Origin of the sequence: Clostridium pacaense, from assembly GCF_020709765.2 — a bacterium.
Taxonomy (GTDB): domain Bacteria; phylum Bacillota; class Clostridia; order Lachnospirales; family Lachnospiraceae; genus Enterocloster; species Enterocloster hominis.
This window is the reverse complement of record NZ_JAJFEB020000002.1, coordinates 1-21,521: the sequence shown is the minus strand read 5'-3', so window position 1 is coordinate 21,521 and position 21,521 is coordinate 1. Positions and strand designations below refer to the sequence as shown.

Below are 21,521 nucleotides of genomic sequence, written 5' to 3'. Positions count from 1 at the left end.
AATCATGGGAATTATTAAGGCGGTTACATCGGCAGTGGGAGGCGCGCTGGCAGACCAGTGGCTGGAGGCCATTGAGCCGGATGACATGGGGGACAGGACTGTCTTTGCCCGGGGCGTACAGGTGCGCAGGGGAAAGGGGTCCAATACAAAAGGCTCATCGGATATCGTGTCCAACGGTTCGGTGATTCACGTGTATCCCAACCAGTTCATGATGCTGGTTGACGGGGGAAAGGTAGTGGACTATACGGCGGAGGAAGGTTATTACACCATTGACCATTCATCCATGCCGTCCATGTTTAACGGCCAGTTCGGGGACGCGTTAAAGGAATCCTTTAACCGTATCCGTTTTGGCGGGATTACGCCCACGGCGCAGAAGGTCTACTATGTGAACCTGCAGGAAATCAAGGGAATCAAATTCGGCACCAGGAACCCTGTGAATTATTTTGACAACTTCTATAATGCGGAGCTGTTCCTGCGGGCGCATGGAACCTACTCCATCAAGGTAACCGACCCCCTGAAGTTCTATGGGGAAGTCATCCCGAAGAATGCGGACAGGGTGGATATCGACTCTGTGAACGAGCAGTATCTCTCTGAATTCCTGGAAGCGTTCCAGACATCGGTGAACCAGATGTCTGCCGACGGTATGAGGATATCCTTTGTTACCTCCAAGAGCAGGGAGTTAGGCCGGTATATGGCGGACACCCTGGATGAAGAGTGGAACAAGCTGCGCGGAATGGAAATCCAGTCCGTGGGCATTGCCAGCATTACCTATGATGAGGAATCCCAGAACCTGATTAACCTGAGGAACAAGGGGGCCATGATGGGTGACCCCAATATCCGTGAAGGATATGTGCAGAGCACCATTGCCGAGGGGTTAAAGAACGCAGGCTCCAATTCCGCGGGATCCATGGCAGGCTTCATGGGCATGGGCTTTGGCATGCAGACAGGAGGAGGCTTCATGGGCGCTGCCTCCAATACGAACATGCAGCAGATGCAGAACCAGGGGAACTGGGCAGCGCCGGGAGGTGCACAGCAGGCCGGGATGAATCCTGGGGCTGGAGTGCCGGGAGGAGCGGCGCAGGCCGGGATGAATCCGGGGGCTGGAGCAGCTGGAGGAGCGGCGCAGGCCGGGATGAACCCTGGCGTGGGAGCAGCTGGCGGTGCGCAGCAGGCCGGGATGAATCTGGGGGCTGGAGCAGCTGGAGGAGCGGCGCAGGCCGGGATGAACCTGGGCGCTGGAGCAGCTGGAGGAGCGGCGCAGGCCGGAATGTATCCGGGCGCAGGAACCGCAGGATGGAACTGCCCGAACTGCGGCACGCCCAATTCCGGTAAATTCTGCGGTGAGTGCGGAACCCCAAGGCCGGCGGCCGACTGGACCTGCAGCTGCGGTACGGTCAACTCAGGAAAGTTCTGCAGCGAGTGCGGCAAACCAAGGTTCTAAAGCCTGTTTGAATATTCATTCCCGCCATCTGCCGGAACGCAATTTTCAAACACGCCCAAGCAGTACCCAGCACATGATACAGGAGATGACAAATGGCAGCAATAACATATAAATGCCCCAACTGTGACGGAGGCCTGATGTTTGACCCGTCGTCACAGAAATACCATTGTGAATTCTGCCTGTCTGATTTTACACAGGAAGAATTAGACGCACTGAAGCCGGATGACAGCCAGGCCGTGCTGTACACCTGTCCCAGCTGCGGCGCACAGATCGTCACGGATGAGACAACCGCAGCAACCTTCTGCTACTACTGCCACAACCCGGTGGTGCTGTCGGGCAGGCTGACAGGACAGTTTGCCCCGGACTATGTGATTCCCTTCCAGATTGACCGGGACAAGGCAAAGGAGATATTTGCCCAGTGGATTGCAAAGAAGAAGTATGTGCCGGATGCATTTTACTCCGGCAAACAGATAGAGACCATGACAGGCGTGTATTTCCCCTACTGGCTTTACGGATGCCGGGTGGACGGGATGCTGGACGCCCAGGGAAAAAAGCTGAGGACATGGACCACTGGTAATATGCGTTATACGGAAACACAGGTTTATGATGTCAGGCGCCAGGGGACCATGGACGTGGACCATGTGGCGAGAAACGGACTCAGGAAGGCAAACCGCCAGCTGGTGGACGGCGTCCTGCCCTTTAAGATGGATGAGAAGAAGAAATTCTCCATGGGATTCCTGTCAGGGTTCCTGGCGGAGAACCGGGACATGGAAAAGGAGCAGTTCGTGGTGGACGTGCAGACCGAGGTAAGGGAGTTTGCCCTCCAAAGCCTTCAGTCCCAGGCCGGGAGCTATGACTCCATGAATATCAGGCAGAGGGAAGCAAAGCTTTTGGACGAGGAGTGGAGCTATGCCCTTCTTCCTGTGTGGACCCTGACCTATAATGACAAAGCCAGGGGGAAGATATATTATTTTGCCCTGAACGGACAGACCGGGAAGGTGTGCGGACAGCTTCCGGTGGACAATAAGAAGCTGGCGCTGCTGTTCCTGTCCATCTTCCTGCCGCTATGCATACTGTTTCTGATAGGAGGGTATCTGCTGTGATGACAGGGTTTGATATGGGAAAATGCTTTCCCAACAGGAGACATCCGGTTACTGCCCCATGTATCCGCATGGCGGCGCTGACCGTTGCATTGGTGGTTCTCTGGGGGAATCTGGGGATGGTTACCAGCATGGGCGCCCAGACCGGGGCCAGCATCCAGGTTGATGCCCAGGCCGATACCAAAGACAATACCAAAAACAATACCCAGGCCAATCAAAGGCTCTTTGACGAGGCCGGGCTTTTATCCGGGGCGGAGCAGGAACGGCTGGAGGATGCCCTTGCAGACTGCCGGAAGAAGACCGGAATGGATGTGTCGGCGGTGACTGCCTATAATGACGGCGCCCGTTCTGCCATGGAATATGCGGATGACTATTATGATTACAATGATTTTGGCACCGGCAAGGATAAGAGCGGGGTCCTGGTCCTGATTTATATGGATGCTCCGGGACGCCGGGGCGGTGAATGCTGGATATCCACTTCCGGCAACATGATACGTATCCTTACGGACAGGCGCATTGACCTGATACTGGATGACATGTACGATTATCTGGGAATCCAGGATTACTATGGGGCCGTCCTGGCATTTACCAGGGACATCGAGTACTATGTGGACAAAGGAATCCAGGCCGGACAGTATAATTATGATACGGAGACAGGGGAAATCAGCATCTACAGAAGCATACGCTGGTATGAGGCTGCATTTGCCGTCATCGCGCCTGCCATGATAGCGGGAAGCGTGTGCCTGGGGATTAAGGGCCGGTATTCCATGAAGCAGTCTGACCGGGAGCGTGCCAACAGCCTTCTGGCCTACCGGGCAGACGCAAAGTACCGGTTTGGGGATGTAAATGACATACTGCTGAATAAATTCGTGACTTCAGCCCCAATTCCAAGGGGCGGCAGCGGTTCCGGCGGTTCCGGTTCCTCTGGCCGCAGCTCCACCCACCGTTCCAGCAGCGGGCGCAGCCATGGCGGCGGGGGCAGAAGATTCTGAATATAAATCAGGTTTTATGCACACTTTAAAGGTATGCGCGATATAATAGGGTATAGATATGATTCAATCCTATCTATCCTAGCTGATACTGACTGGCGTAAATGAGCGGATATCCGGTACCATATATCCGTTCATTCACGCCAGGAAGTACCAATGTGCCGCGCATCCAGCTGGTGCTTTATAATAGATCACAGGGCGACCTGGGCGGTGATGACGCACTGTAAGCGTTGTTGCCGTTTACATAGCCGGCGATTCTGGAATGCAGAGGAAATCACCAAGATGAACTATACCTATATCCTTACCTGTGCGGACGGTACGCTGTACTGCGGCTGGACCAACGACCTGGACAAGCGTCTGAAGGCCCATAACGCTGGCCGCGGAGCCAAGTACACCAGGCCCAGACGTCCGGTGGTGCTGTCCTATTATGAGGCGTTTGAGACAAAGAGTGAAGCCATGAAACGGGAATATGCAATCAAGCATATGACCAGGAAACAGAAAGAGATGTTGATTGGTGGATTTGATAATAATCTGAATTTAAGATGTCAGTCATCCGGATGGTGAATTAAGATTGGCCGGATTGGAAATACAGACAGAACAACAAGGGATGAATCCTGTGCAATATAGGATTCATCCCTTGTAAATTATTTCTCCAATATATTTTACGTTGCTTCCGGAAACAGATTAAAAATCCCGGTTATGCCACAAAACGGTACATCATAACATAATGGCAGATGCTTCCGCCCATGACGAACAGATGGAAAATCTCATGGGAGCCGAAGTACTTGTGGCGGGAATTGAAGAAGGGGAGTTTCAGGGCGTATATGATGCCTCCCACCGTGTATATGATGCCGCCGGTCAGCAGCCACATGAATCCGGCTTTTGGCATGGAGTCCAGTATCTTTGTGATGGCCAGGACGCATACCCAGCCCATGGCGATATAAATCAATGAAGAGAACCACTTGGGGCAGGTAATCCACAGGGCATTGATAAGGATTCCCACAATGGCGATTCCCCAGACCAGTGTCAGAAGGGACCAGCCTGTCTTGTCCCCCAGGACAACCATGCACACCGGGGTATAGGTTCCGGCTATCAGGATAAAAATCATCATGTGGTCAATCTTCCTGAGCATCTGGTTTATCTTTGGGGAAATGTCCAGCGTGTGATAGATGGTACTGGCAGCGTAAAGGCCAATCATACTCAGTATGAAGATGGTAAGGGCGCTTACATGAAATTGTCCGGAATCACGTACTGCTTTCATAAGCAGGGGCATAGCTGCTATAATAGCCAGTATCATGGCGATGAAGTGTGTAAGAGCACTGCCCGGATCTTTTACTTTTGTAAGGTTTTGTTTCAGTTTTGCTGTCATATATACCAGCCTCCTCCTATTAAAAAACTGATAATGATTTTATTGTTACTTCGTTATGTAGTTTTGATTACTATATCTGTTTGTATTATATACTATACACCTATCTTTAGGATTATGCAATACTTTTTGAAAAAACCTTAAATTCAATCCCATAGCAGGAAATATGAAAGTAAAGAAGAAAACATGCCCCTCCCTCTTTGGGAAGTTATTGGTTTGATATATACTGATAAAAGTGTAACTTTTGTTAATGATTTAGTAAGTTTAATTAATTGTGAAAAATTGATGCAAAAAATATAATATAGTTATGAAACATAAACACACTCTAATCAAATGGGAGGAAAAGTTATGTATTTGAAAAAACACATGGCATTGGGAATTGGCCTGATTATGGCAATAGCCAGCATCAGCGGATGCCGGAGCGAAAAAACAGTTCCACAGAACAAAGAGGAACAGAATAAAGAAACCCAGGCGGCGGCCGGGACTCATGCCCAGCAGCCGGAAAGTAAGGTGATTACTGTATTCCACTATATGGGGCAGTCCGTGAAGCAGGATTCACTGGTTAAGCTGGAAGAGGCATATATGGAAGCGCATCCAGAGATAACCTTTGAAAATATATTCTATAATCAGGGCACGGATTATTTCCCGCAGCTGTCAACCGCGCTGGCTTCTGGGGAACAGCCTGACATTATCATGGGAAATCCGGCCATGTATCCGGACCTTATTAAAAATGGCTATGCAATGGACCTGTCAGATAATAAGGTAATCAAGAATATGGGATTGGACCAGTACGATTTAAATGATGTGTCCGCAGAAGGAAAGGTATATGCAGTTCCCATTGATTTTAAGACATCAGGTATCTTTTATAACAAAAAGATATTTGAGGAACATGGAATAGAGATACCAAAGACAAGGACACAGCTTAAATCGGTGATACAGAAGCTTCATGATGAGGGTATTGATCCGTTTATTGATGTGTATGGGGAAGGTTCTACCGGAGATTTGGAAACGCGTTCCACCATATGGCCAAGGGCGATTGCAGCAGGCGATTTGGACATATTCGAAAAATGGATGAGTGGGGAGGCCAAGGTAGCAGACTATCCATATGTGGAGGAGGCGCTGTCCGTGTGGGATGACAGGATGATGTATCCGCGTACGGATGCCATGGCCAATAATCAGGACAAGGCGCTGGAGTTGTTCATAGCAGGTGAAGGGGCTATGATATTTACAGGTAACTGGAATATAGGTGAGATTGAAGCCAGGGGAAAGGATCGTGGATTTGAGTTTGATTTCTTTGTGCCGCCCATTGATGATACAGAAAATTCAGGAAAAATGGGAGTGCTGGTAGATCAGTGCTTTATGGTGAATCCCAATGCGGATGCCCTGGATGAATCCCTGGGATTTCTGGAGTATTGGGTTACGGATGGCGCCCTGACATGGTCAGAGGGCACATTGATGCCGTTAATCACAGGTGTAAGCTCCGACAAGCTCCTGCCGGTTGTCCGGACTATCGCAGAGGTGAAAAAATCAGGTAATTACGTTTCCCAGGGTGCATTTACCAAACCTTTGAATACAGAATTTACCAATGCCTGGAGAAAAGCGCTCATAAGCTATGCGGAAAGTGTGGTCACTGGAAAACCCATGACCCATGAGGAGTGTATTGCAAATATCCAGTCCATGTTTGACGATGTCATTGCCACAAATTAAAAAGATAAAAGGAGTGAACTTCTATGACGAAAAAAGAACGGGTCAGAGCTGCATTCCATAATCTGGAGACAGACCATGTGCCGGTCTGCTTCTGGAAACATGTTCCCCAGGAATTATGGCAGGAGGATAAATTTATTGATGCACAGGTTGATTTTTACAGAAAGACGGATGTGGATTTTGTGAAGCTTTCAGCAGACGGGTATTTTGGGTGGCCGGCTCCGGAACTGTTAGAGCTGGATAGGGCAGAGGATTTGTATAAGATGGAAGCCCTGGGGCCTGACCATCCATTTATACGGGAACAGATTGAACGTACAAAAAAAATAGTTTCATTCTTAAAGGATGAGTGCTGCTGCCTGTACTTGATATTCTGCCCCCTTTCCTATCTGAGACTACAGATTGGTTATCCTAGGATGATGGATTTGATGAAGAAAAATCCGGATGCGGTAAAACATGCGTGCCATGTAATTGCAGGGGATGTAAAGTTTCTGGTCAAGGGTATCATACAGGAAGCTGGATGTGATGGTATTTTTTATAGTGTACAGAATGCGGAAGTGAACCGTTTTACATATGAGGAGTACAGGGAATGGGTAACTCCCAGTGATAAGGAGGTCCTGGACTATGCCAATACCCTCAGCGACATGAACGCGCTGCACTGCTGTGCATGGGAGGAAATCAATAACCGGCTGGAGGTCTGGTCCGACTATGATTCAGCGGTTGTAAGCTGGTCACGCTATATTGATAATCTGGGTGTCGGCGAGGCAAAGGAAACATTTGGACGTACTGTATGGGGCGGGTTTGACAACCGCACCGGAAGCCTTTTGTACAGCGGGACAAAGGAAGAGATACAGGCGGAGACAAAAGATCTCATAGAAGAAGGTGGAAAAAAGGGATTCATAATAGGAGCGGACTGCAGTATCCATGATGAATTGCCCCTTGAGAGAATCCAGTGGGTAGTGGAAACAGTTAGGAGTGTTTAACAGGACGTATTCTATTAGGAGGAATTTAATGTACATAGCAAATGAATACCAGGCAGATAAGGGAAGATATGATAGCATGGAATATAATCGCTGCGGTAAAAGCGGGTTGAAACTTCCATGTATCTCCCTGGGCCTGTGGCATAACTTTGGAAGCAAGGATAATTATGATACCATGAAGGCCATGTGCTTTACCGCATTTGACCATGGCATTACCCATTTTGACCTGGCAAATAACTATGGCCCTGTATATGGCAGTGCGGAAGAAAACTTCGGGCGGATTATGGAAAGTTGCTTCAGACCCTACAGGGATGAGCTTCTTATCAGCACGAAAGCAGGTTATGATATGTGGCCGGGGCCTTATGGGGATGGGGGAAGCCGTAAATACCTGATTTCAAGCCTGGATGCTTCCCTTGCAAGGATGAAACTGGACTATGTAGATATATTCTATCATCACCGGATGGATCCTGAGACCCCGGTTGAGGAAACAATACTGGCTCTGGAACAGATTGTAAGAAGCGGCAAGGCATTGTATGCTGGAATTTCCAACTATGATGGAAAACATGCAGAGGAGGCAATGAGGATTGCAGGGGAGATTCATCTTCCGCTTGTAATCAATCAGAATAACTATAGTATTTTTAACAGGACCATCGAGGAAAATGGTTTAAAGGAGTATGCAGGACAGGACGGGATGGGAATCATAGCCTTCAGCCCTCTGGCACAGGGGATGCTGACGGAAAAGTACATAAACGGCATCCCTGTGGACAGCCGCATTGCAAGGGATGGAAGATTCCTCCATGCATCCGATCTTACGCCGCAAAGGGTAGAACAGATACGCAGACTGGATGCAATGGCCAAAGAGAGGGGACAGACACTGGCCCAGATGGCACTATCCTGGGTCTTAAAGGATGGTATTGTGACCAGCGTCCTGATTGGGGCATCAAGGCCGGACCAGATTCTTGAGAATCTTGGCATTGTTGGCAATACCCATTTTTCCCAGACGGAGCTGGATGAAATAGATAATATCAGTAAATAAATCGGCAGAAGGGAGCTGTTCAGATGAAACTGCCTAAGATATCCATAAAGCAGGCGAGAATACATGGTGGGAACCTGTTATTCTTACTTCCGGCATTTGTCCTCTTTGCATTTGTTGTGATATTGCCTTTCCTTCAGGGAATCCCCTATTCTTTTACCAATTGGAAAAGCGTCATCAGCACAGACTATGACTACGTGGGATTTAGTAATTATATCACCTTGATTAAAAACAGGTATTTTCAGCAGGCCTTTATACATACATTCCAGTTTGCCACTATCTATGTAACGGGTGCTAATATCCTGGGGCTTGGTCTGGCCCTTTTGCTGAACGGATCCAAATGGTATACAAACATTGCACGGACAGTGGTATTTATACCTTTTACAGTGGCCCTCACAAGCGGGGCCATTGTGTGGAGCTATGTGTATACAGATATTATTTCTCCCTTATTTAATATTATAAGTCCCCTCGGGGTTTCCAGCCAGGTCATTCCAGCCATGGCGGTGATTGCCATATGGAGGGACATGGGATACTGTATGATGATTTATATTGCCGCCCTGCAGTCAATTCCTAATGAGTACTATGACGCGGCAAAGGTGGACGGCGCCAACTGGTGGCAGAGGGTAAAGGGAATAACCTTTCCGTTGATTATCCCGGCCATCATATCCAATGTAACCCTGCTTGTGGCATGGGGGCTGAAATGCTTTGATTATCCCATGGCAGTTGCAAGAAACATGGAAGCGGCACAGACAGCGGCAATGTATGTCTACGATAATATTTTCGGATTCAATAAGGCTGGGCTGGGTCAGGCAGCGGCAATCATCATAACTGTGGTGCTGGTTATCTTGACATATGCCATAACGGCTGTCTGCAATAAGCTGGAGGTAGAAGAATGACAGGCATAATTGATAGAAGATTCCAGCAGAAACTCTTTGCCGCTATTAAAATAATCTTAATTTTTTTAATAATGACAATGGTGATAGCGCCATTTTATGTCAGCGTCATCTATGCGTTAAAGGACAGCGCGGATGTATCCGTGAACCGTCTGGCCTGGCCGGAGCATCCTACATGGAATAATTTCGTAAAAGTCATTACGGAAAATGAGCAGTTCCTTACCGGGTATAAGAACAGCATTCTTACCACAATACCGGCGGTTCTGATCCTGATGACCGCAACGTCCATGGCGGCCTATGTCCTTGCAAGATTTAACAGCAGGTTTTACCGAAGCATTTACATGATATTTGTGTCTGGAATCCTGATTCCGATTCAGTGCATCATGCTGCCTTTGTACCTTAATTTCTTTCACCTGGGACTTACCAATTCCAATCTTGGCTTTGTCATTGCCAGGACAGGGCTTCAGATACCCATCAGCATACTGGTGGTGACCGGATTTGTAAAAACAGTACCCGTTGATCTGGAGGAAGCAGCCAGGATAGACGGATGCAACCGCTTCACAATGTTCTGGAAAATTGTTTTCCCGCTTATGAAACCGGTGAATGCAACCCAGCTTGTGCTGAACACCCTGTTTATATGGAACGATTATACAACTGCAATCATTCTTCTGCGCAAGGCGGAGTCAAGGACGCTCCTGCTGGCTCAGATGGCATATTTTAACGAATACACATCAGAGCTCAACCTGGCGTTTGCCTTTTTTATCCTGGCAATGCTTCCCATCCTGCTTCTCTATTTCTGCATGCAGAAGTATGTGGTCAGTGGTATAATGATGGGAGCGGTCAAAGGATAGAGGGATATTTTGTCAGGGATGCTGAGAGGAATCTGGTAGATTGTCCGGGAGGGAAAGAGGCTGTTATCATGCTCAAAATAAAGTTTTCGGACGGTCTGTGGGGGGCGGGGGAATGGCATATAAAGTAATTATTGTGGATGATAACCATAATACGGTTAAGTCACTGCTATATGGCGTTGACTGGGGATTACTTAATCTGGAGGTAGTAGGAACCGCCTACGATGGAGGCCAGGGAAAAAGGCTGATTGAAGAGAAAAGGCCGGATATTATCATTACCGACATCAACATGCCCTGTATGGATGGACTCAGTATGGTGGAGGCCTCCCTACAGCGGGTTTTGGACAGTAAGGTAATTATTATTACAGGGTATGATAAGTTTCAATATGCAAGCCGCGCCATCAAGCTGTCCGTGTTTGATTATATACTGAAACCAATTGATGATGAAGAACTTTTAACCGCCCTGAAAAGAGCGGTTAAAAGCATTCAAAAAGACAGGAATGTAAACCACCAGGCAATAGGCGTGTTAAAGGGCAGGCTGATACTGGCCCTCATGTCCGGACAGGACCTGCCTGTGCGGTCACTGATGGGCGATACGGGGATAAGTAAAGGCAGCTGTGTCATGTTGGTTGCATATGCGGGGGACGGCTTTTCCCAGCCTCTTCTTCAGCGGGTGGAATATTCAGAACATCTGGTTACAGGCAGGACCATATCCGCGCTGCTGGAGGAAAAGCTTGTGATTCTGTGTATCTCGGAGGAAGAGGATATATCCTGGGACATGCAGCTAAAAGAAATCAGTGCGGTTTTATGTAAGGATGACAGGACAATCAGGATTGGAAGAAGCCGGGGATACGGATTAAATGATTCCGTGAAGGACCTGTATCTGGAGGCATATGAGGACATGCTGGAAGGGCATGGGGGCAAAACACCGGGGGAAATGGGAGCAGATCCCCGGCATGTGAAAACAGCCGATTTGCAGGCCGAGGCAGCCATGCTGGCCGATTGCATCAAGGGGATTGAGGATTACGAAAAGACATATGCCGCCTTTAAACGGTGTACTGAGGGAAGTATCATTTCCCTTCAGGTAATGTCGGTGATTTATTGCACAAAGGTGATACAAAAGCATAAACAGTGGGCGGTCTACCTGGATTCAGCCATATACAGTGCGATTCAGAATACATCCATTGAGATGTTTGGAAAATGGCTGAAGTCATTCCTAAAGGCCGTGGACCAGGCCAGGAATCAGGGGACGGGAAAGTCGGAACTGATTCTGAACGTACTGCGCTATATGGAAATCCATACATTGGAAAACATTAAGCTGGAGCAGGTGGCTTCGGAGTTTTATGTCAGTCCCAATTATCTGTCATCTCTGGTCAGCAAGGAAACGGGAATTACCTTTCAGCAGCATATGATGAAAAATAAAATGGCGGTGTCCAAGCAGATGCTGGATGATACAAGGATGCGGGTGGAGGAGATTGCCTATGCGGTTGGATACGAAAACTATGTCAGTTTTTATAATGCGTTTAAACGGTTAGAAGGAATCACACCCAGTGAATACAGGATGAGGACAAGGGAGTAGATATGCTGGATACTGTAAAAAAGTTCGACAATCTTAAATTTAAGCAAAAATTGATTCTGGTATACTGCATTTCCCTTATTACAAGCCTGTCGCTGTCCATCTGTTTATTGGTTGTATTTTGCATTAACATATTAAAAAAAAATTATATCAATAATCTGGATGTGGTTACAAAACAGGTGACTGATAATTTTGAACGCAGGATTTCAGATACGGAAAGGCAGCTGTTCAACACAGTAAGTATGTTCCAGATACCGGCTTATATGTCTAAAATGAATGTGGATAAGAACAGCTATGCCAGCCAGGAATTGGGATATATGGCTAACCAGCTGGTATCCACTGTATCTTCTTTTGATTTTGTATATGTTGAGACTAATAAAGGATATTCTTCAGATACATCTCAGAAGATGACAGCCGGGGGCAATGAGGCAGTTGGATTTGCCGAAAAATTTGTTAAGGATTCCAAAGACGCTGCGCTGAAACAGGGGTATGTATGGGCTTCGGACAATCAGAATCACATATATATCCTCCATGCGGTGAGGAAAATCACATCACTGGAGCATGTGGGATATGTGGTGGCTCGGGTAAAAAAACAGTCCGTTGAAATGCTCAAGGATGATAAACACGATATCGCCCTGTTGTTTTACAATAAAGGTAGAAAGTGTATCTTTACAGAAGGCATGGAAGCATCTTTGCAGGCGGCTGTCATGGAACAGCTGGAAGCAGGAAGGCGCATGGAGGGCGGCCGGAGATGGAATCATAAAGCGTATTATGCCATAGAAAAAGAGGGCGCTGGGGGATGGCATATTGTGGGAATCATTCCCATGGTCAGCATTACGGGAATGGGACGCAGTGTGGTGGCAAGCGGTATCCTGTTGGGGCTGATAGCCATTGCTCTGGGGAGTGGGCTGATGCATCATCTGACCCGCAAGGTAAGCCTTCAGCTGGAGGCTCTGACAAATTCCATGGCTTATGTGTCAGAGGGCAGTGTGGGGGTGGTGACCCCGGTTTATTGTCATGATGATATCGGACAGCTGACAGAGTGCTTTAATAATATGAATCAGCGGATTTCAAAGCTGCTGGACCAGATTGTGGCAGAAGAGCGTCTGAAGAACAAAGCGGAGCTGGAGGCGCTTGAGTACCGGTATCGTTTCCTCCAGACCCAGATTAACCCGCACTTTATATATAATGCCTTAGAGACAGTAAACGCTGTTGCTAAGATTAATAGGGCTCCACAGATTAGCAAAGCCATACAGATGATTGGAAAGTATTTTAGGAGTATAACCACGTATTCGGACCAGCAGTTTATTTCCCTGAAGGAAGCATTCAGTTCTTTGGAAATATACATCGAAATCTATCATTACATCCAAGAGAATAATCTGAAGGTAGAGATAGATTATCCACGGGAGATGGAAGATGTGAAGATTCCTACCATGATCCTCCAGCCTATCATAGAGAATTGTTTTGTACATGGGATGCGCTCCGTTGAGGAACTGTTTATAATCCGTCTGAAGGCAGGACAGCAGCAGGATAAAATCTGCATTACCATAGAGGATAACGGAAATGGGATAAAGGAGGGGATATGCGGCAATATCAGTGAAGCCAGACGGAAAAAGGGGGCCCATTCGGGAATCGGCCTGGCCAACATAACGGAACGGCTCTTCCTGCTCTATGGAAACGAGGGCAGGTTATCCATTGAAAGCAGCGGTTTTGGGACAATTGTGACAATAACAGTTCCATCCCATTGTGTATCCCATGGAGCTGATTTATAATGAGATAAAGATGATAAGTGAGGATAGAGTATGATTTCTATATTATATGAAGACCAGGATGTTATTGTAGTGCACAAACCTGCGGGGCTGGAATCCCAGTCATCCCGCGGTTTTGCGCCGGATATGGTCAGTGAGATACGGCGTTATCTACACAATCCACAGGATATCCACAAGCCTGCCGCGGGCATTTCCGGGTCCCAGCCTCCATATGTGGGAGTTATCCACAGGCTGGATAAGCCGGTGGAAGGAGTCATGGTATACGCGAAAAACCAGAAGTCGGCAGCAGCCTTAAGCGCCGCGCTCCAGGCTGGAAAAATGGAAAAATTTTATATGGCGGTGATATGTGGACAACTTGTGGATAAACAAGGTGCATATGTGGATTATCTACGGCAGGACAGGAAAAACAACACATCCGAAATTGTGGATAAGTCTGTGAAAGATGCAAAAAAAGCAGCCCTCAAATACAGGGAAATGGAAGTTATCCACAGCCCTGAGGATAAGGAAAAAATGCTTTCTTTAATAGATATTGAGCTGCTCACAGGAAGGCACCACCAGATAAGGGTGCAGTTTGCCGGACATGGCACCCCCCTCTATGGGGATGGACGGTATGGAGGGGACATATCCACAATTGTTGACATAAAAAAAGAGCCTGCAGCCGTCCGCCGTCCGCTGGCCCTGTGTGCCTACCATCTGGCATTTTTGCATCCAGTGACAGGGGAAAAGCTTGTATTTGAAATCAGGCCTTCCGGCGGGGCCTTTAACTGGTTTTCAGTCATTGGATGAATGCAGCCGGATACCTCCAAGGAAGCTGACCCGCACGGAGAATACGTGGTCCTTATATTCATATTCCAGGTGCCCGCCGTATCTGGCGGCAGACATGGAGGCGCTGTTAAGGCCGATGCCGTGAAGGGCGCTGTCACGTTTCACGGAGATTAACCTGCCGTCCTTTTTATAGGGGGCATGGGTGGCTGAATTGGATATGTCAATGAATAGCATTTCCTTCATCTTCCTGATCTTGATATGAATCCATGGCGGCTGTCCGCTTCCTGCATATGCCGCCGCCCCCACATGGGAGGCGGCCTCATATGCATTATCAAGCAGGTTGGCGAACAGGCTGCAGATGTCCTGGTCCTCCATGGGATGGAGGTCCATGGCATCTGCCTGTACGGTGAAGCGGATACCTGCCTGGGCGCAGCGGTTCCCGGCATGGTTCAGCAGTACATCCAGGGTGGGGGTTCCTGTCCAGACAGAAGGAGTAAGATGTTCCAGAGGGGCGCTCAGCTGGCCGATATAGGCCCGGGCGCCTTTTGCATTGTCCTCCGCCAGCATGCCGTCCAGGACCAGGAGATGGTTCTTCATGTTGTGGGAAAGGGTCTCCTGTTCCTTCTGCATCTGCTTTACCATCTCATACTCCTGGCGTACCAGCTGGTCTTTGAATTCCAGGATACCCCGGAGTTCCCGTTCCTTCACATAGTTGGCGTAGATGAGCATGAGCAGGCAGAGGCACAGCAGGATGACCAGGCACAGACCCCAGCTGAACAAGGTAAGCACCGAGATTTCCTGAAGGGTGAACAGGGAGAGGAAGCCGACACCCAGTATGCCGAACAGGGAAACGGTAAATATCATTTTCGGATTGTAAAACGTGGTCTTGCGAAAGGCCCTTCCCGCCAGGAAGCTGAAGCAGAACAGCATTGCCTTATCCACCGCGATATAAGCGCACCGCCACAGGGACAGCTGGTTTAATATGAAGCCTGCAAACTGCCGGTTCCCTGCTATCACGCCCATGACGGACATGCAGAAGAAGTTGATGATATAAAGACAGAGAAAGTAAAAGCTTACCAGCGAGACTGCGTAAAACAGGTCCACCTGGAACAGGACCACCGTGGTCATACAGATAAAGAAAACAAACCACAGGGTGGATATCAAGGGGTCAATCCCGTATGCATCCATGGCTTTTACGGAACAGACCAGGGTCAGGGACAGCAAAAAGAAGGGCAGCCGTCCCCTGACCCTGTCCGGTAGGAATATTCCTATAAAATGGTAACACAGCCATGCCTCTATAAAGTCAGAGAAGATTTCCAGCGCCTCATACCAGTTGTTCATAATCTGGCCCTCCAATAGGATGTGATGGATTCCCGCACTTCCCTCTGATGCCTGCGGCTGACCGGAATCGTGGTCCCGTCATCCAGGAACAGTTCATTTCCCTCCATCTTATCCACATGGAACAGGTTGACGATATAGCCCCGCTCCACCATCAGGAAACCGCCGTCGCGTTCCTCCCCGCACAGCTCTGCCAGCACCTGCTCCAGGGGCCTGCGCACGGGCAATTCTTCATTTTCCAGTACAAAGACAGCGTACTTCTGGTCCTTATAGATGTAGAGGATATCATCCACGGCAATCTTACGGACCCTGCGGGGGGACTCAATGACATAGGTGTCATTGGAATTGCGCTCCAGAAGCCGGCATGCGTCCTTAAGGGCCAGGGGCAGGCAGGCTGCCAGTTCCGGCTTGGGGATGTATCGGAACACGGAAAGTTCAAATGCCTTGACCGCGTATTTTGTATGGGATGTAATAAAGACAATCAAGGCCAGGGGCAGGAAGCGCCGGATGGCTCCGGCCAGGCTCATGCCGTCTGTCCCTGGCATCTCTATGTCCAGGAACAGCAGGTCAAAATGGGCGCCTTCCTCCACATCATAGAGCAGCTGGCCGCTGTCCGTATAGGTAGAAATGTGCAGGGCAGAGGATATTTCCTTTGCCTGCTCTGAAAGAATGGTGTGGATCTGTTCCACAAAACATTGTTCATCATCACAAACCGCAATCCGTATCATGGTATGCCGCTCCTTAATTCTTAACTGCCTGCTTGATAATCTCCCTGCTGATGGACCGGATTCTGTCAGGGCAGGTATAATCCCTGTCATCATAGAGGAACTGATGAAGCTGTTCCACGTTGGATTCAAGGGTGTTGGGGATCACACAGTTCCCGTTCTTACCAAGGGGCGCGTCCTCATGGGTAAATGGGAATCCGGCCGTGCTGCTTAAATTGTATTTCCTTATATTGCGTAACACATCAACCAGGTCCTTGGCGGTTAAGGATGAGAGGGACTGGGAAAATGCTGTGTCAGCTGCCTGAAGCAGCGTGCCGGGATCCGCGTCCTTTGCCTTCTCAAATACCTGGCTGATTACCTTCCTCTGGCGCTCCGTACGGGCAAAGTCGGTATCCATCTGCCTTAACCTCATATAAGCAACTGCCTGTACCCCGTCCAGATGCTGCATCCCGTAATCCGCCAGATGGGCGGAGGGAATTCCGGTGCTGTCCGCGGTTTCCGTGATAAAGGCATTGATATAATGAAATTCAGCCTTGGTCAGTTCGATATCCACTCCTCCCAAAAGATTGATTACATCCGCCACGGATTTCCAGTTAAAGGATATATAATCATCGATGGCGATATCCAGGTTGGCGGTCAGGGCCTGCACATTGCCGTTAGGCCCTGAAATCATATAGGATTGGCCTAATTTGCCGTAGGCGTCCGTGGACGGGCTGTTCATAAGGAATGTATCCCTGTAAACGGACACAAGGCGGATATCACCTGTATGATTGTTGATGGAGCACAGAAGCTGTACATCCGCGTTATTGCCCTTTCCCACATCCCCATTACGGCTGTCCATGCCAAATACCGCAATGGTCCAGTAGCTGCTTTCTGATTTCACGGGTCCTGCGGGAATGTAGGGATTGTCCTCCATGACCGGGATTTCCGGACTGCCGTCCAGGCGGTGCATGTTCCCGGTTATCTTTGTAATATAGATAAGTACGGAGCACATGGCAAACAGTATGGTGGAAAGACAGATGATGCCTGCTTTTTTCAATATGGATTTTATGGATGGATTCATGGTAAAACTCCCCTTTCGATTGTCCTGAGGCGTGATTGGAAATCCGCCCCTGCCTGTGATTCCCCTGCTGCAGCCGGGAGTTAATCTTTATGGGCCTATTATAGCAGGTGGGAAGCCAGGAGGAAAGAACTGTCCTTAAATGGAAGGAATTGGTCCGTGAATGAGATGATCCGGAATCACCCGGACCATGTCCGCGCCCTGGCCGATGATGTCCGGTACGGTTTCCGGCGGGATGATAAGACATGGAGAAACGGGAATAAAAACAGTGCCCGCACGGCATCATGCTGTGCGGGCGCAGGAATATGGTATCAGGAATATGGTATCAGGAATATGGTGTCAGGAGAATGGTATCGGGAGAATAGTATTAGGAATATGCCTTCTTTGACATGGGATTACCTCCGTTCCTATGACAGTCTCAAAGCCCATTCCTTACAATCCCACACATCCGTAGCCAGCCCCTCATAGAACTCCGGTTCATGGCAGATGAGGAGGATGCTTCCTTTATACGCCTTCAGGGCGCGTTTCAGTTCGTCCTTTGCATCCACGTCCAGGTGGTTGGTAGGCTCATCCAGAAGGAGTACATTGGATTCACGGTTAATCAGCTTACATAACCGTACCTTTGCCTGTTCACCGCCGCTTAAGACACGGACCTGGCTTTCGATGTGCTTGGTGGTAAGGCCGCATTTGGCAAGGGCAGACCGCACCTGATACTGGGTATAGGAAGGAAATTCCTTCCATATCTCCTCCAGACACGTGGTAGTGTTGCCGGGAGCCATTTCCTGCTCAAAGTATCCGATGGACAGGTAATCGCCCAGTTCCACGGTGCCGCTCATGGCCGGGGTCAGGCCCAGTATGCTTTTTAACAGAGTGGTCTTGCCGATACCGTTGGCGCCCACCAGCACGATTTTCTGACCGCGCTCCATCAGAAGGTTCAGGGGACGGGACAGGGGCTCGTCATAGCCGATGACCATGTCCTTTGTCTCAAAGATACATTTGCCGGCAGTGCGGGCTTCCAGAAAATGGAACTCAGGCTTTGGTTTTTCCCTGGCAAGTTCAATCACATCCATCTTATCCAGTTTTTTCTGCCGTGACATGGCCATGTTCCTGGTGGCAACCCTGGCCTTGTTGCGGGCTACGAAGTCTTCCAGCTCGGCGATTTCCTGCTGCTGGCGCTTATAGGCTGCCTCCAGCTGTGACTTCTTGGCAGCATATACTTCCTGGAATTTGTCGTAATCCCCCACATAGCGGTCCAGGCGCTGGTTTTCCATATGGTAAATCAGGTTGATGACGCTGTTCAGGAAGGGTATGTCATGGGAAATCAGGATAAATGCGTTCTCATATTCCTGGAGATACCGTTTCAGCCATTCAATGTGCTGTGTATCCAGGTAGTTGGTAGGCTCATCCAGAAGAAGGATATCAGGCTTCTGCAAAAGCAGCTTGCCAAGAAGCACCTTGGTCCTCTGGCCGCCGGAAAGCTCGGTCACGTCCTTATCCATCCCAATCTCGTTCAGTCCAAGGGCGCGTCCCACCTCATCCACCTTGGCATCAATGATATAGAAATCATGGGCCATGAGCAGGTCCTGGATGGTACCAAGTTCCTCCATCATGGCATTCATCCCGTCCTCGTCTGCCTCGCCCATCTTCTCACATATCTGATTCATCTGTTCTTCCATCTCAAAAAGGAAGCTGAAGGCGCTCTTCAACACGTCCCGGATGGTCATGCCCTTTTCAAGCACCGTGTGCTGGTCCAGATACCCCACCCGGACATTCCTGGCCCACTCCACCTTGCCTTCGTCGGGCATCAGTTTGTCGGTAATGATATTCATGAAGGTGGACTTACCCTCGCCGTTCGCCCCAATGAGGCCGATGTGTTCGCCTTTCAGCAGACGGAAGGACACGTCCTGGAAAATTGCACGGTCGCCGAAACCGTGGCTTAAATGTTCTACGTTTAAGATACTCATTTGAAAACTCCTTTATTTTATAGGGGTTGAGAGGTGTTTTTCCTGTTGAAAAATAGGATGTACACCACTTTCACACCATTTCTTTTAACTCAGGCAGTACTATTCTACATGACATTGAAGGTTCTGACAAGTGGAAACCACGTTTACCTATGACATACGCATGAATGTCTTCCTTCCCCCAAGCCATAAATACTTTCTTTTAAAAAGCCGGCGCCTGCTCCAAATGCTCTTTTGGAATCATACCAAGACAATTAATCGCAATAATATGAAAATCATATGGGGTAAAATACTGGAAGAGGCGGGTTGTAGTATTATAGACTCTTGAATTTATACCTAATCCATGCTATATCCCGAGTCTGCCACTTGTCATTGAACGGGTCTTCGCAAGTGCAAAGGAGAATAAATGGGGACTTCTGGAAGAAGGGAATCCACTCAAAATTTCTATTTTATACACAATTCGGTCAATCAGAAAAAAAGGCTCTGGGATGCAGATCCCAAAGCCGCTTTGTCTACAGTCTGACCGGACAGAGCCGGTCATGGCTCTGTCCGGTAGCATTTTCGAAAAGAAATCGAAGGAAACCTACGATTGCCTAAATATAAACCGCAAGCGGTTTGCATTTAATCAGAAACTGCGCGCATGCTCTCATATGCCTCCTTGGACTCATAGAGGAAAACTCTAAGGAGGATTCGCCAGTCTTGGATGATGGGGGATGGAAAAGTATGCTCCACAGTGCCAGCGCTGATAGACCACTGGACTCTTACATACCCAGCTGGCAACTCCGCTTCCCATCTGAGGTATTCCTGACCTGCGGGCGTATTGGGTCCTGCCGCCGGGATTTCAGGTTCTGGTATGCCCTGTTCGGATAGGGCTTCATAGAGCTCCCCCTTGGAAAAGCCGCCGTACAGTGTCTCCGCCAGAGTGACGGCCTCCTTCCAGTCCTCCCAAGCAAATTGCGGCTTATCCGGAAGGAAGATGACAAAACAGTCTTCCGTTAAAAAGCGTTTTCCCTCTGCCAAAACACAGGAGACAAAAACCCTCATCTGGTCCTCGCTCTCAAGGGCATAGAGAATATGATCCTCTGCCCAGGACTCAGTTTCCTCCGGCTTCAAGGTCCAGTGCAGTTCCTCCGCCATAGTCTGCACAGTCTCTGCTGTGGGGGGAAACTCCGGTGCAGAGGCGTTTCTTCCGCATCCGGGCAGTGCCCATAGCAGGAAAATTATTAACAATAGGCAGCTAAAACGGCGATGATTGATGTTTGTTCCTTGCTTACGCATGTGGATCATTATAGTATAAAGACCATGTGTCTTTCCATTCATGGATGTCACCTAGCCGATTCTGTGTTTTATAGTTAGTTGCAATAAAGCTTGTTTCTTTATATCCACAATCAATATAGTATTTACTTTCAGAGAATGTTTCAGGCCCCTTATATCCGCATGTATTGCAATATTGATACACATAGACTAGCATCACCCAAAAAGTATCCGATGCAAGGGGGTGTTCGGGACACTGAACAGACTTGCCCTGGACATTACTGTAGAATCAGGATAAACAAACCTATATGCTGCATGAGGATTAAACTCATTGGAAAAAATAAACTCCAAGATATCCTGCTCATCGTTGACTTGAATCTCCAAGCCTTCTGATTCCGATGCAAAAACTGGAACACAGAGCGTAAAACTCATGCAGAGAACGAGAAGTAAACTCAAGAATTTTTTTGTCTTCATTATAAACTCCTTTCTGTTACATCATCACAGCAAGAAAATCAGCAGCCCAACGGCTGAAAACTGCTTGGGACTCTCCTCCTTTCAAATATAAATCTTATAGGATATTCAAAGATTATCTATAATAGTAACAATAAAATTTATAAGTGTCACTAGAGCGTGTTTGAAAATTGTTTTCCGTCGGCTGTGCGTCCCACTTTGTGGGAGATTTGGTCCCGATGATGGAGGCGTAGCGGGCTACGCTGACTGAA

The 21,521-nt window shown here is 48.5% G+C and carries 20 protein-coding genes and 1 pseudogene; 13 read left to right on the top strand and 8 right to left on the bottom strand.

Going from position 1 to position 21,521, the window contains the following annotated elements; translation table 11 throughout:
• Window positions 1-4 precede the first annotated feature (4 nt).
• From LK536_RS33720 to LK536_RS33705, 4 genes are all read left to right on the top strand, one after another.
• A complete protein-coding gene (locus tag LK536_RS33720) occupies window positions 5-1,441 on the top strand; it encodes an SPFH domain-containing protein (protein WP_227794526.1) in 1,437 nt (478 codons plus the stop codon).
• A 92-nt stretch (window positions 1,442-1,533) separates the two neighbouring features.
• The gene (locus tag LK536_RS33715) at window positions 1,534-2,544 is read left to right on the top strand and encodes a TFIIB-type zinc ribbon-containing protein (protein WP_008724126.1); all 1,011 of its coding nucleotides are present in this window, start codon (window positions 1,534-1,536) and stop codon (window positions 2,542-2,544) included.
• Window positions 2,544-3,533 (top strand): TPM domain-containing protein, encoded by a 990-nt coding sequence (locus tag LK536_RS33710; RefSeq protein WP_227794765.1) that lies wholly within the window; start codon window positions 2,544-2,546, stop codon window positions 3,531-3,533. Before LK536_RS33715 ends, LK536_RS33710 begins: the two co-directional genes overlap by 1 nt.
• Window positions 3,534-3,812: 279 nt before the next feature.
• Window positions 3,813-4,094, top strand: coding sequence for a GIY-YIG nuclease family protein (locus tag LK536_RS33705; RefSeq protein ID WP_025484250.1), 282 nt, complete (start codon window positions 3,813-3,815; stop codon window positions 4,092-4,094).
• 133 nt (window positions 4,095-4,227) lie between these two features.
• Here the strand turns inward: LK536_RS33705 and trhA are convergent, their stop codons facing one another.
• Complete coding sequence (trhA, locus tag LK536_RS33700) at window positions 4,228-4,899, bottom strand: PAQR family membrane homeostasis protein TrhA (RefSeq protein WP_008724134.1); 672 nt, start codon at window positions 4,897-4,899, stop codon at window positions 4,228-4,230.
• A 345-nt stretch (window positions 4,900-5,244) separates the two neighbouring features.
• Between trhA and LK536_RS33695 the strand changes: the two genes are divergently transcribed.
• From LK536_RS33695 to LK536_RS33660, 8 genes are all read left to right on the top strand, one after another.
• A complete protein-coding gene (locus LK536_RS33695; RefSeq protein WP_227794525.1) occupies window positions 5,245-6,603 on the top strand; it encodes an ABC transporter substrate-binding protein in 1,359 nt (452 codons plus the stop codon).
• Window positions 6,604-6,626: 23 nt separating this feature from the next.
• Complete coding sequence (locus tag LK536_RS33690; RefSeq protein ID WP_227794524.1) at window positions 6,627-7,580, top strand: uroporphyrinogen decarboxylase family protein; 954 nt, start codon at window positions 6,627-6,629, stop codon at window positions 7,578-7,580.
• Between the two features lie 28 nt (window positions 7,581-7,608).
• Complete coding sequence (locus LK536_RS33685) at window positions 7,609-8,613, top strand: aldo/keto reductase (RefSeq protein WP_227794523.1); 1,005 nt, start codon at window positions 7,609-7,611, stop codon at window positions 8,611-8,613.
• A gap of 23 nt (window positions 8,614-8,636) precedes the next feature.
• The gene (locus LK536_RS33680; RefSeq protein WP_227794522.1) at window positions 8,637-9,506 is read left to right on the top strand and encodes a carbohydrate ABC transporter permease; all 870 of its coding nucleotides are present in this window, start codon (window positions 8,637-8,639) and stop codon (window positions 9,504-9,506) included.
• 71 nt (window positions 9,507-9,577) lie between these two features.
• On the top strand, window positions 9,578-10,354 hold the full coding sequence (locus LK536_RS33675; RefSeq protein WP_506092076.1) for an ABC transporter permease subunit: 777 nt from the start codon (window positions 9,578-9,580) through the stop codon (window positions 10,352-10,354).
• Window positions 10,355-10,466: 112 nt separating this feature from the next.
• Window positions 10,467-11,930 (top strand): response regulator transcription factor, encoded by a 1,464-nt coding sequence (locus tag LK536_RS33670; protein ID WP_227794520.1) that lies wholly within the window; start codon window positions 10,467-10,469, stop codon window positions 11,928-11,930.
• A 161-nt stretch (window positions 11,931-12,091) separates the two neighbouring features.
• Complete coding sequence (locus LK536_RS33665) at window positions 12,092-13,699, top strand: histidine kinase (protein ID WP_506092075.1); 1,608 nt, start codon at window positions 12,092-12,094, stop codon at window positions 13,697-13,699.
• A gap of 30 nt (window positions 13,700-13,729) precedes the next feature.
• Window positions 13,730-14,482, top strand: a complete 753-nt coding sequence (locus LK536_RS33660; protein ID WP_227794518.1) for an RluA family pseudouridine synthase — start codon at window positions 13,730-13,732, stop codon at window positions 14,480-14,482.
• Here the strand turns inward: LK536_RS33660 and LK536_RS33655 are convergent.
• The 7 genes and pseudogenes from LK536_RS33655 to LK536_RS33625 form a co-directional block, all read right to left on the bottom strand.
• Window positions 14,468-15,802 (bottom strand): ATP-binding protein, encoded by a 1,335-nt coding sequence (locus tag LK536_RS33655; protein ID WP_227794517.1) that lies wholly within the window; start codon window positions 15,800-15,802, stop codon window positions 14,468-14,470. The two genes, LK536_RS33660 and LK536_RS33655, sit on opposite strands and share 15 nt — an antisense overlap.
• Window positions 15,799-16,527, bottom strand: a complete 729-nt coding sequence (locus LK536_RS33650) for a LytR/AlgR family response regulator transcription factor (protein WP_008724141.1) — start codon at window positions 16,525-16,527, stop codon at window positions 15,799-15,801. The genes LK536_RS33655 and LK536_RS33650 overlap by 4 nt, the downstream gene beginning before the upstream one ends.
• 13 nt (window positions 16,528-16,540) lie before the next feature.
• On the bottom strand, window positions 16,541-17,587 hold the full coding sequence (locus LK536_RS33645; protein ID WP_227794516.1) for an LCP family protein: 1,047 nt from the start codon (window positions 17,585-17,587) through the stop codon (window positions 16,541-16,543).
• A gap of 404 nt (window positions 17,588-17,991) precedes the next feature.
• Window positions 17,992-19,548 carry an ABC-F family ATP-binding cassette domain-containing protein gene (locus tag LK536_RS33640; protein WP_025484242.1) on the bottom strand — a complete coding sequence of 519 codons (1,557 nt, stop codon included), beginning with the start codon at window positions 19,546-19,548 and terminating at the stop codon, window positions 17,992-17,994.
• Between the two features lie 618 nt (window positions 19,549-20,166).
• The gene (locus tag LK536_RS33635; protein ID WP_227794515.1) at window positions 20,167-20,865 is read right to left on the bottom strand and encodes a hypothetical protein; all 699 of its coding nucleotides are present in this window, start codon (window positions 20,863-20,865) and stop codon (window positions 20,167-20,169) included.
• Window positions 20,866-21,015: 150 nt separating this feature from the next.
• The gene (locus LK536_RS33630; RefSeq protein WP_227794514.1) at window positions 21,016-21,273 is read right to left on the bottom strand and encodes a hypothetical protein; all 258 of its coding nucleotides are present in this window, start codon (window positions 21,271-21,273) and stop codon (window positions 21,016-21,018) included.
• Window positions 21,274-21,385: 112 nt separating this feature from the next.
• Window positions 21,386-21,466, bottom strand: a pseudogene (locus LK536_RS33625) (hypothetical protein); the annotation flags it as partial.
• On the opposite strand from LK536_RS33625, the gene LK536_RS33620 reads away from it, so the two are divergent.
• Window positions 21,434-21,520, top strand: a complete 87-nt coding sequence (locus LK536_RS33620) for a DUF6783 domain-containing protein (RefSeq protein ID WP_506092092.1) — start codon at window positions 21,434-21,436, stop codon at window positions 21,518-21,520. The pseudogene LK536_RS33625 and the gene LK536_RS33620 sit on opposite strands and share 33 nt — an antisense overlap.
• Window position 21,521: the final 1 nt, after the last annotated feature.

What these genes read in the sequence shown, in the direction of transcription:
- LK536_RS33720 (WP_227794526.1), top strand. Translation starts at nt 5, where the DNA reads ATGGGAATTATTAAGGCGGTTACATCGGCAGTGGGAGGCGCGCTGGCA.
- LK536_RS33715 (WP_008724126.1), top strand. Translation starts at nt 1,534, where the DNA reads ATGGCAGCAATAACATATAAATGCCCCAACTGTGACGGAGGCCTGATG.
- LK536_RS33710 (WP_227794765.1), top strand. Translation starts at nt 2,544, where the DNA reads ATGACAGGGTTTGATATGGGAAAATGCTTTCCCAACAGGAGACATCCG.
- LK536_RS33705 (WP_025484250.1), top strand. Translation starts at nt 3,813, where the DNA reads ATGAACTATACCTATATCCTTACCTGTGCGGACGGTACGCTGTACTGC.
- trhA (WP_008724134.1), bottom strand. Translation starts at nt 4,899, where the DNA reads ATGACAGCAAAACTGAAACAAAACCTTACAAAAGTAAAAGATCCGGGC.
- LK536_RS33695 (WP_227794525.1), top strand. Translation starts at nt 5,245, where the DNA reads ATGTATTTGAAAAAACACATGGCATTGGGAATTGGCCTGATTATGGCA.
- LK536_RS33690 (WP_227794524.1), top strand. Translation starts at nt 6,627, where the DNA reads ATGACGAAAAAAGAACGGGTCAGAGCTGCATTCCATAATCTGGAGACA.
- LK536_RS33685 (WP_227794523.1), top strand. Translation starts at nt 7,609, where the DNA reads ATGTACATAGCAAATGAATACCAGGCAGATAAGGGAAGATATGATAGC.
- LK536_RS33680 (WP_227794522.1), top strand. Translation starts at nt 8,637, where the DNA reads ATGAAACTGCCTAAGATATCCATAAAGCAGGCGAGAATACATGGTGGG.
- LK536_RS33675 (WP_506092076.1), top strand. Translation starts at nt 9,578, where the DNA reads ATGACAATGGTGATAGCGCCATTTTATGTCAGCGTCATCTATGCGTTA.
- LK536_RS33670 (WP_227794520.1), top strand. Translation starts at nt 10,467, where the DNA reads ATGGCATATAAAGTAATTATTGTGGATGATAACCATAATACGGTTAAG.
- LK536_RS33660 (WP_227794518.1), top strand. Translation starts at nt 13,730, where the DNA reads ATGATTTCTATATTATATGAAGACCAGGATGTTATTGTAGTGCACAAA.
- LK536_RS33655 (WP_227794517.1), bottom strand. Translation starts at nt 15,802, where the DNA reads ATGAACAACTGGTATGAGGCGCTGGAAATCTTCTCTGACTTTATAGAG.
- LK536_RS33650 (WP_008724141.1), bottom strand. Translation starts at nt 16,527, where the DNA reads ATGATACGGATTGCGGTTTGTGATGATGAACAATGTTTTGTGGAACAG.
- LK536_RS33645 (WP_227794516.1), bottom strand. Translation starts at nt 17,587, where the DNA reads ATGAATCCATCCATAAAATCCATATTGAAAAAAGCAGGCATCATCTGT.
- LK536_RS33640 (WP_025484242.1), bottom strand. Translation starts at nt 19,548, where the DNA reads ATGAGTATCTTAAACGTAGAACATTTAAGCCACGGTTTCGGCGACCGT.
- LK536_RS33635 (WP_227794515.1), bottom strand. Translation starts at nt 20,865, where the DNA reads ATGAATGGAAAGACACATGGTCTTTATACTATAATGATCCACATGCGT.
- LK536_RS33630 (WP_227794514.1), bottom strand. Translation starts at nt 21,273, where the DNA reads ATGAAGACAAAAAAATTCTTGAGTTTACTTCTCGTTCTCTGCATGAGT.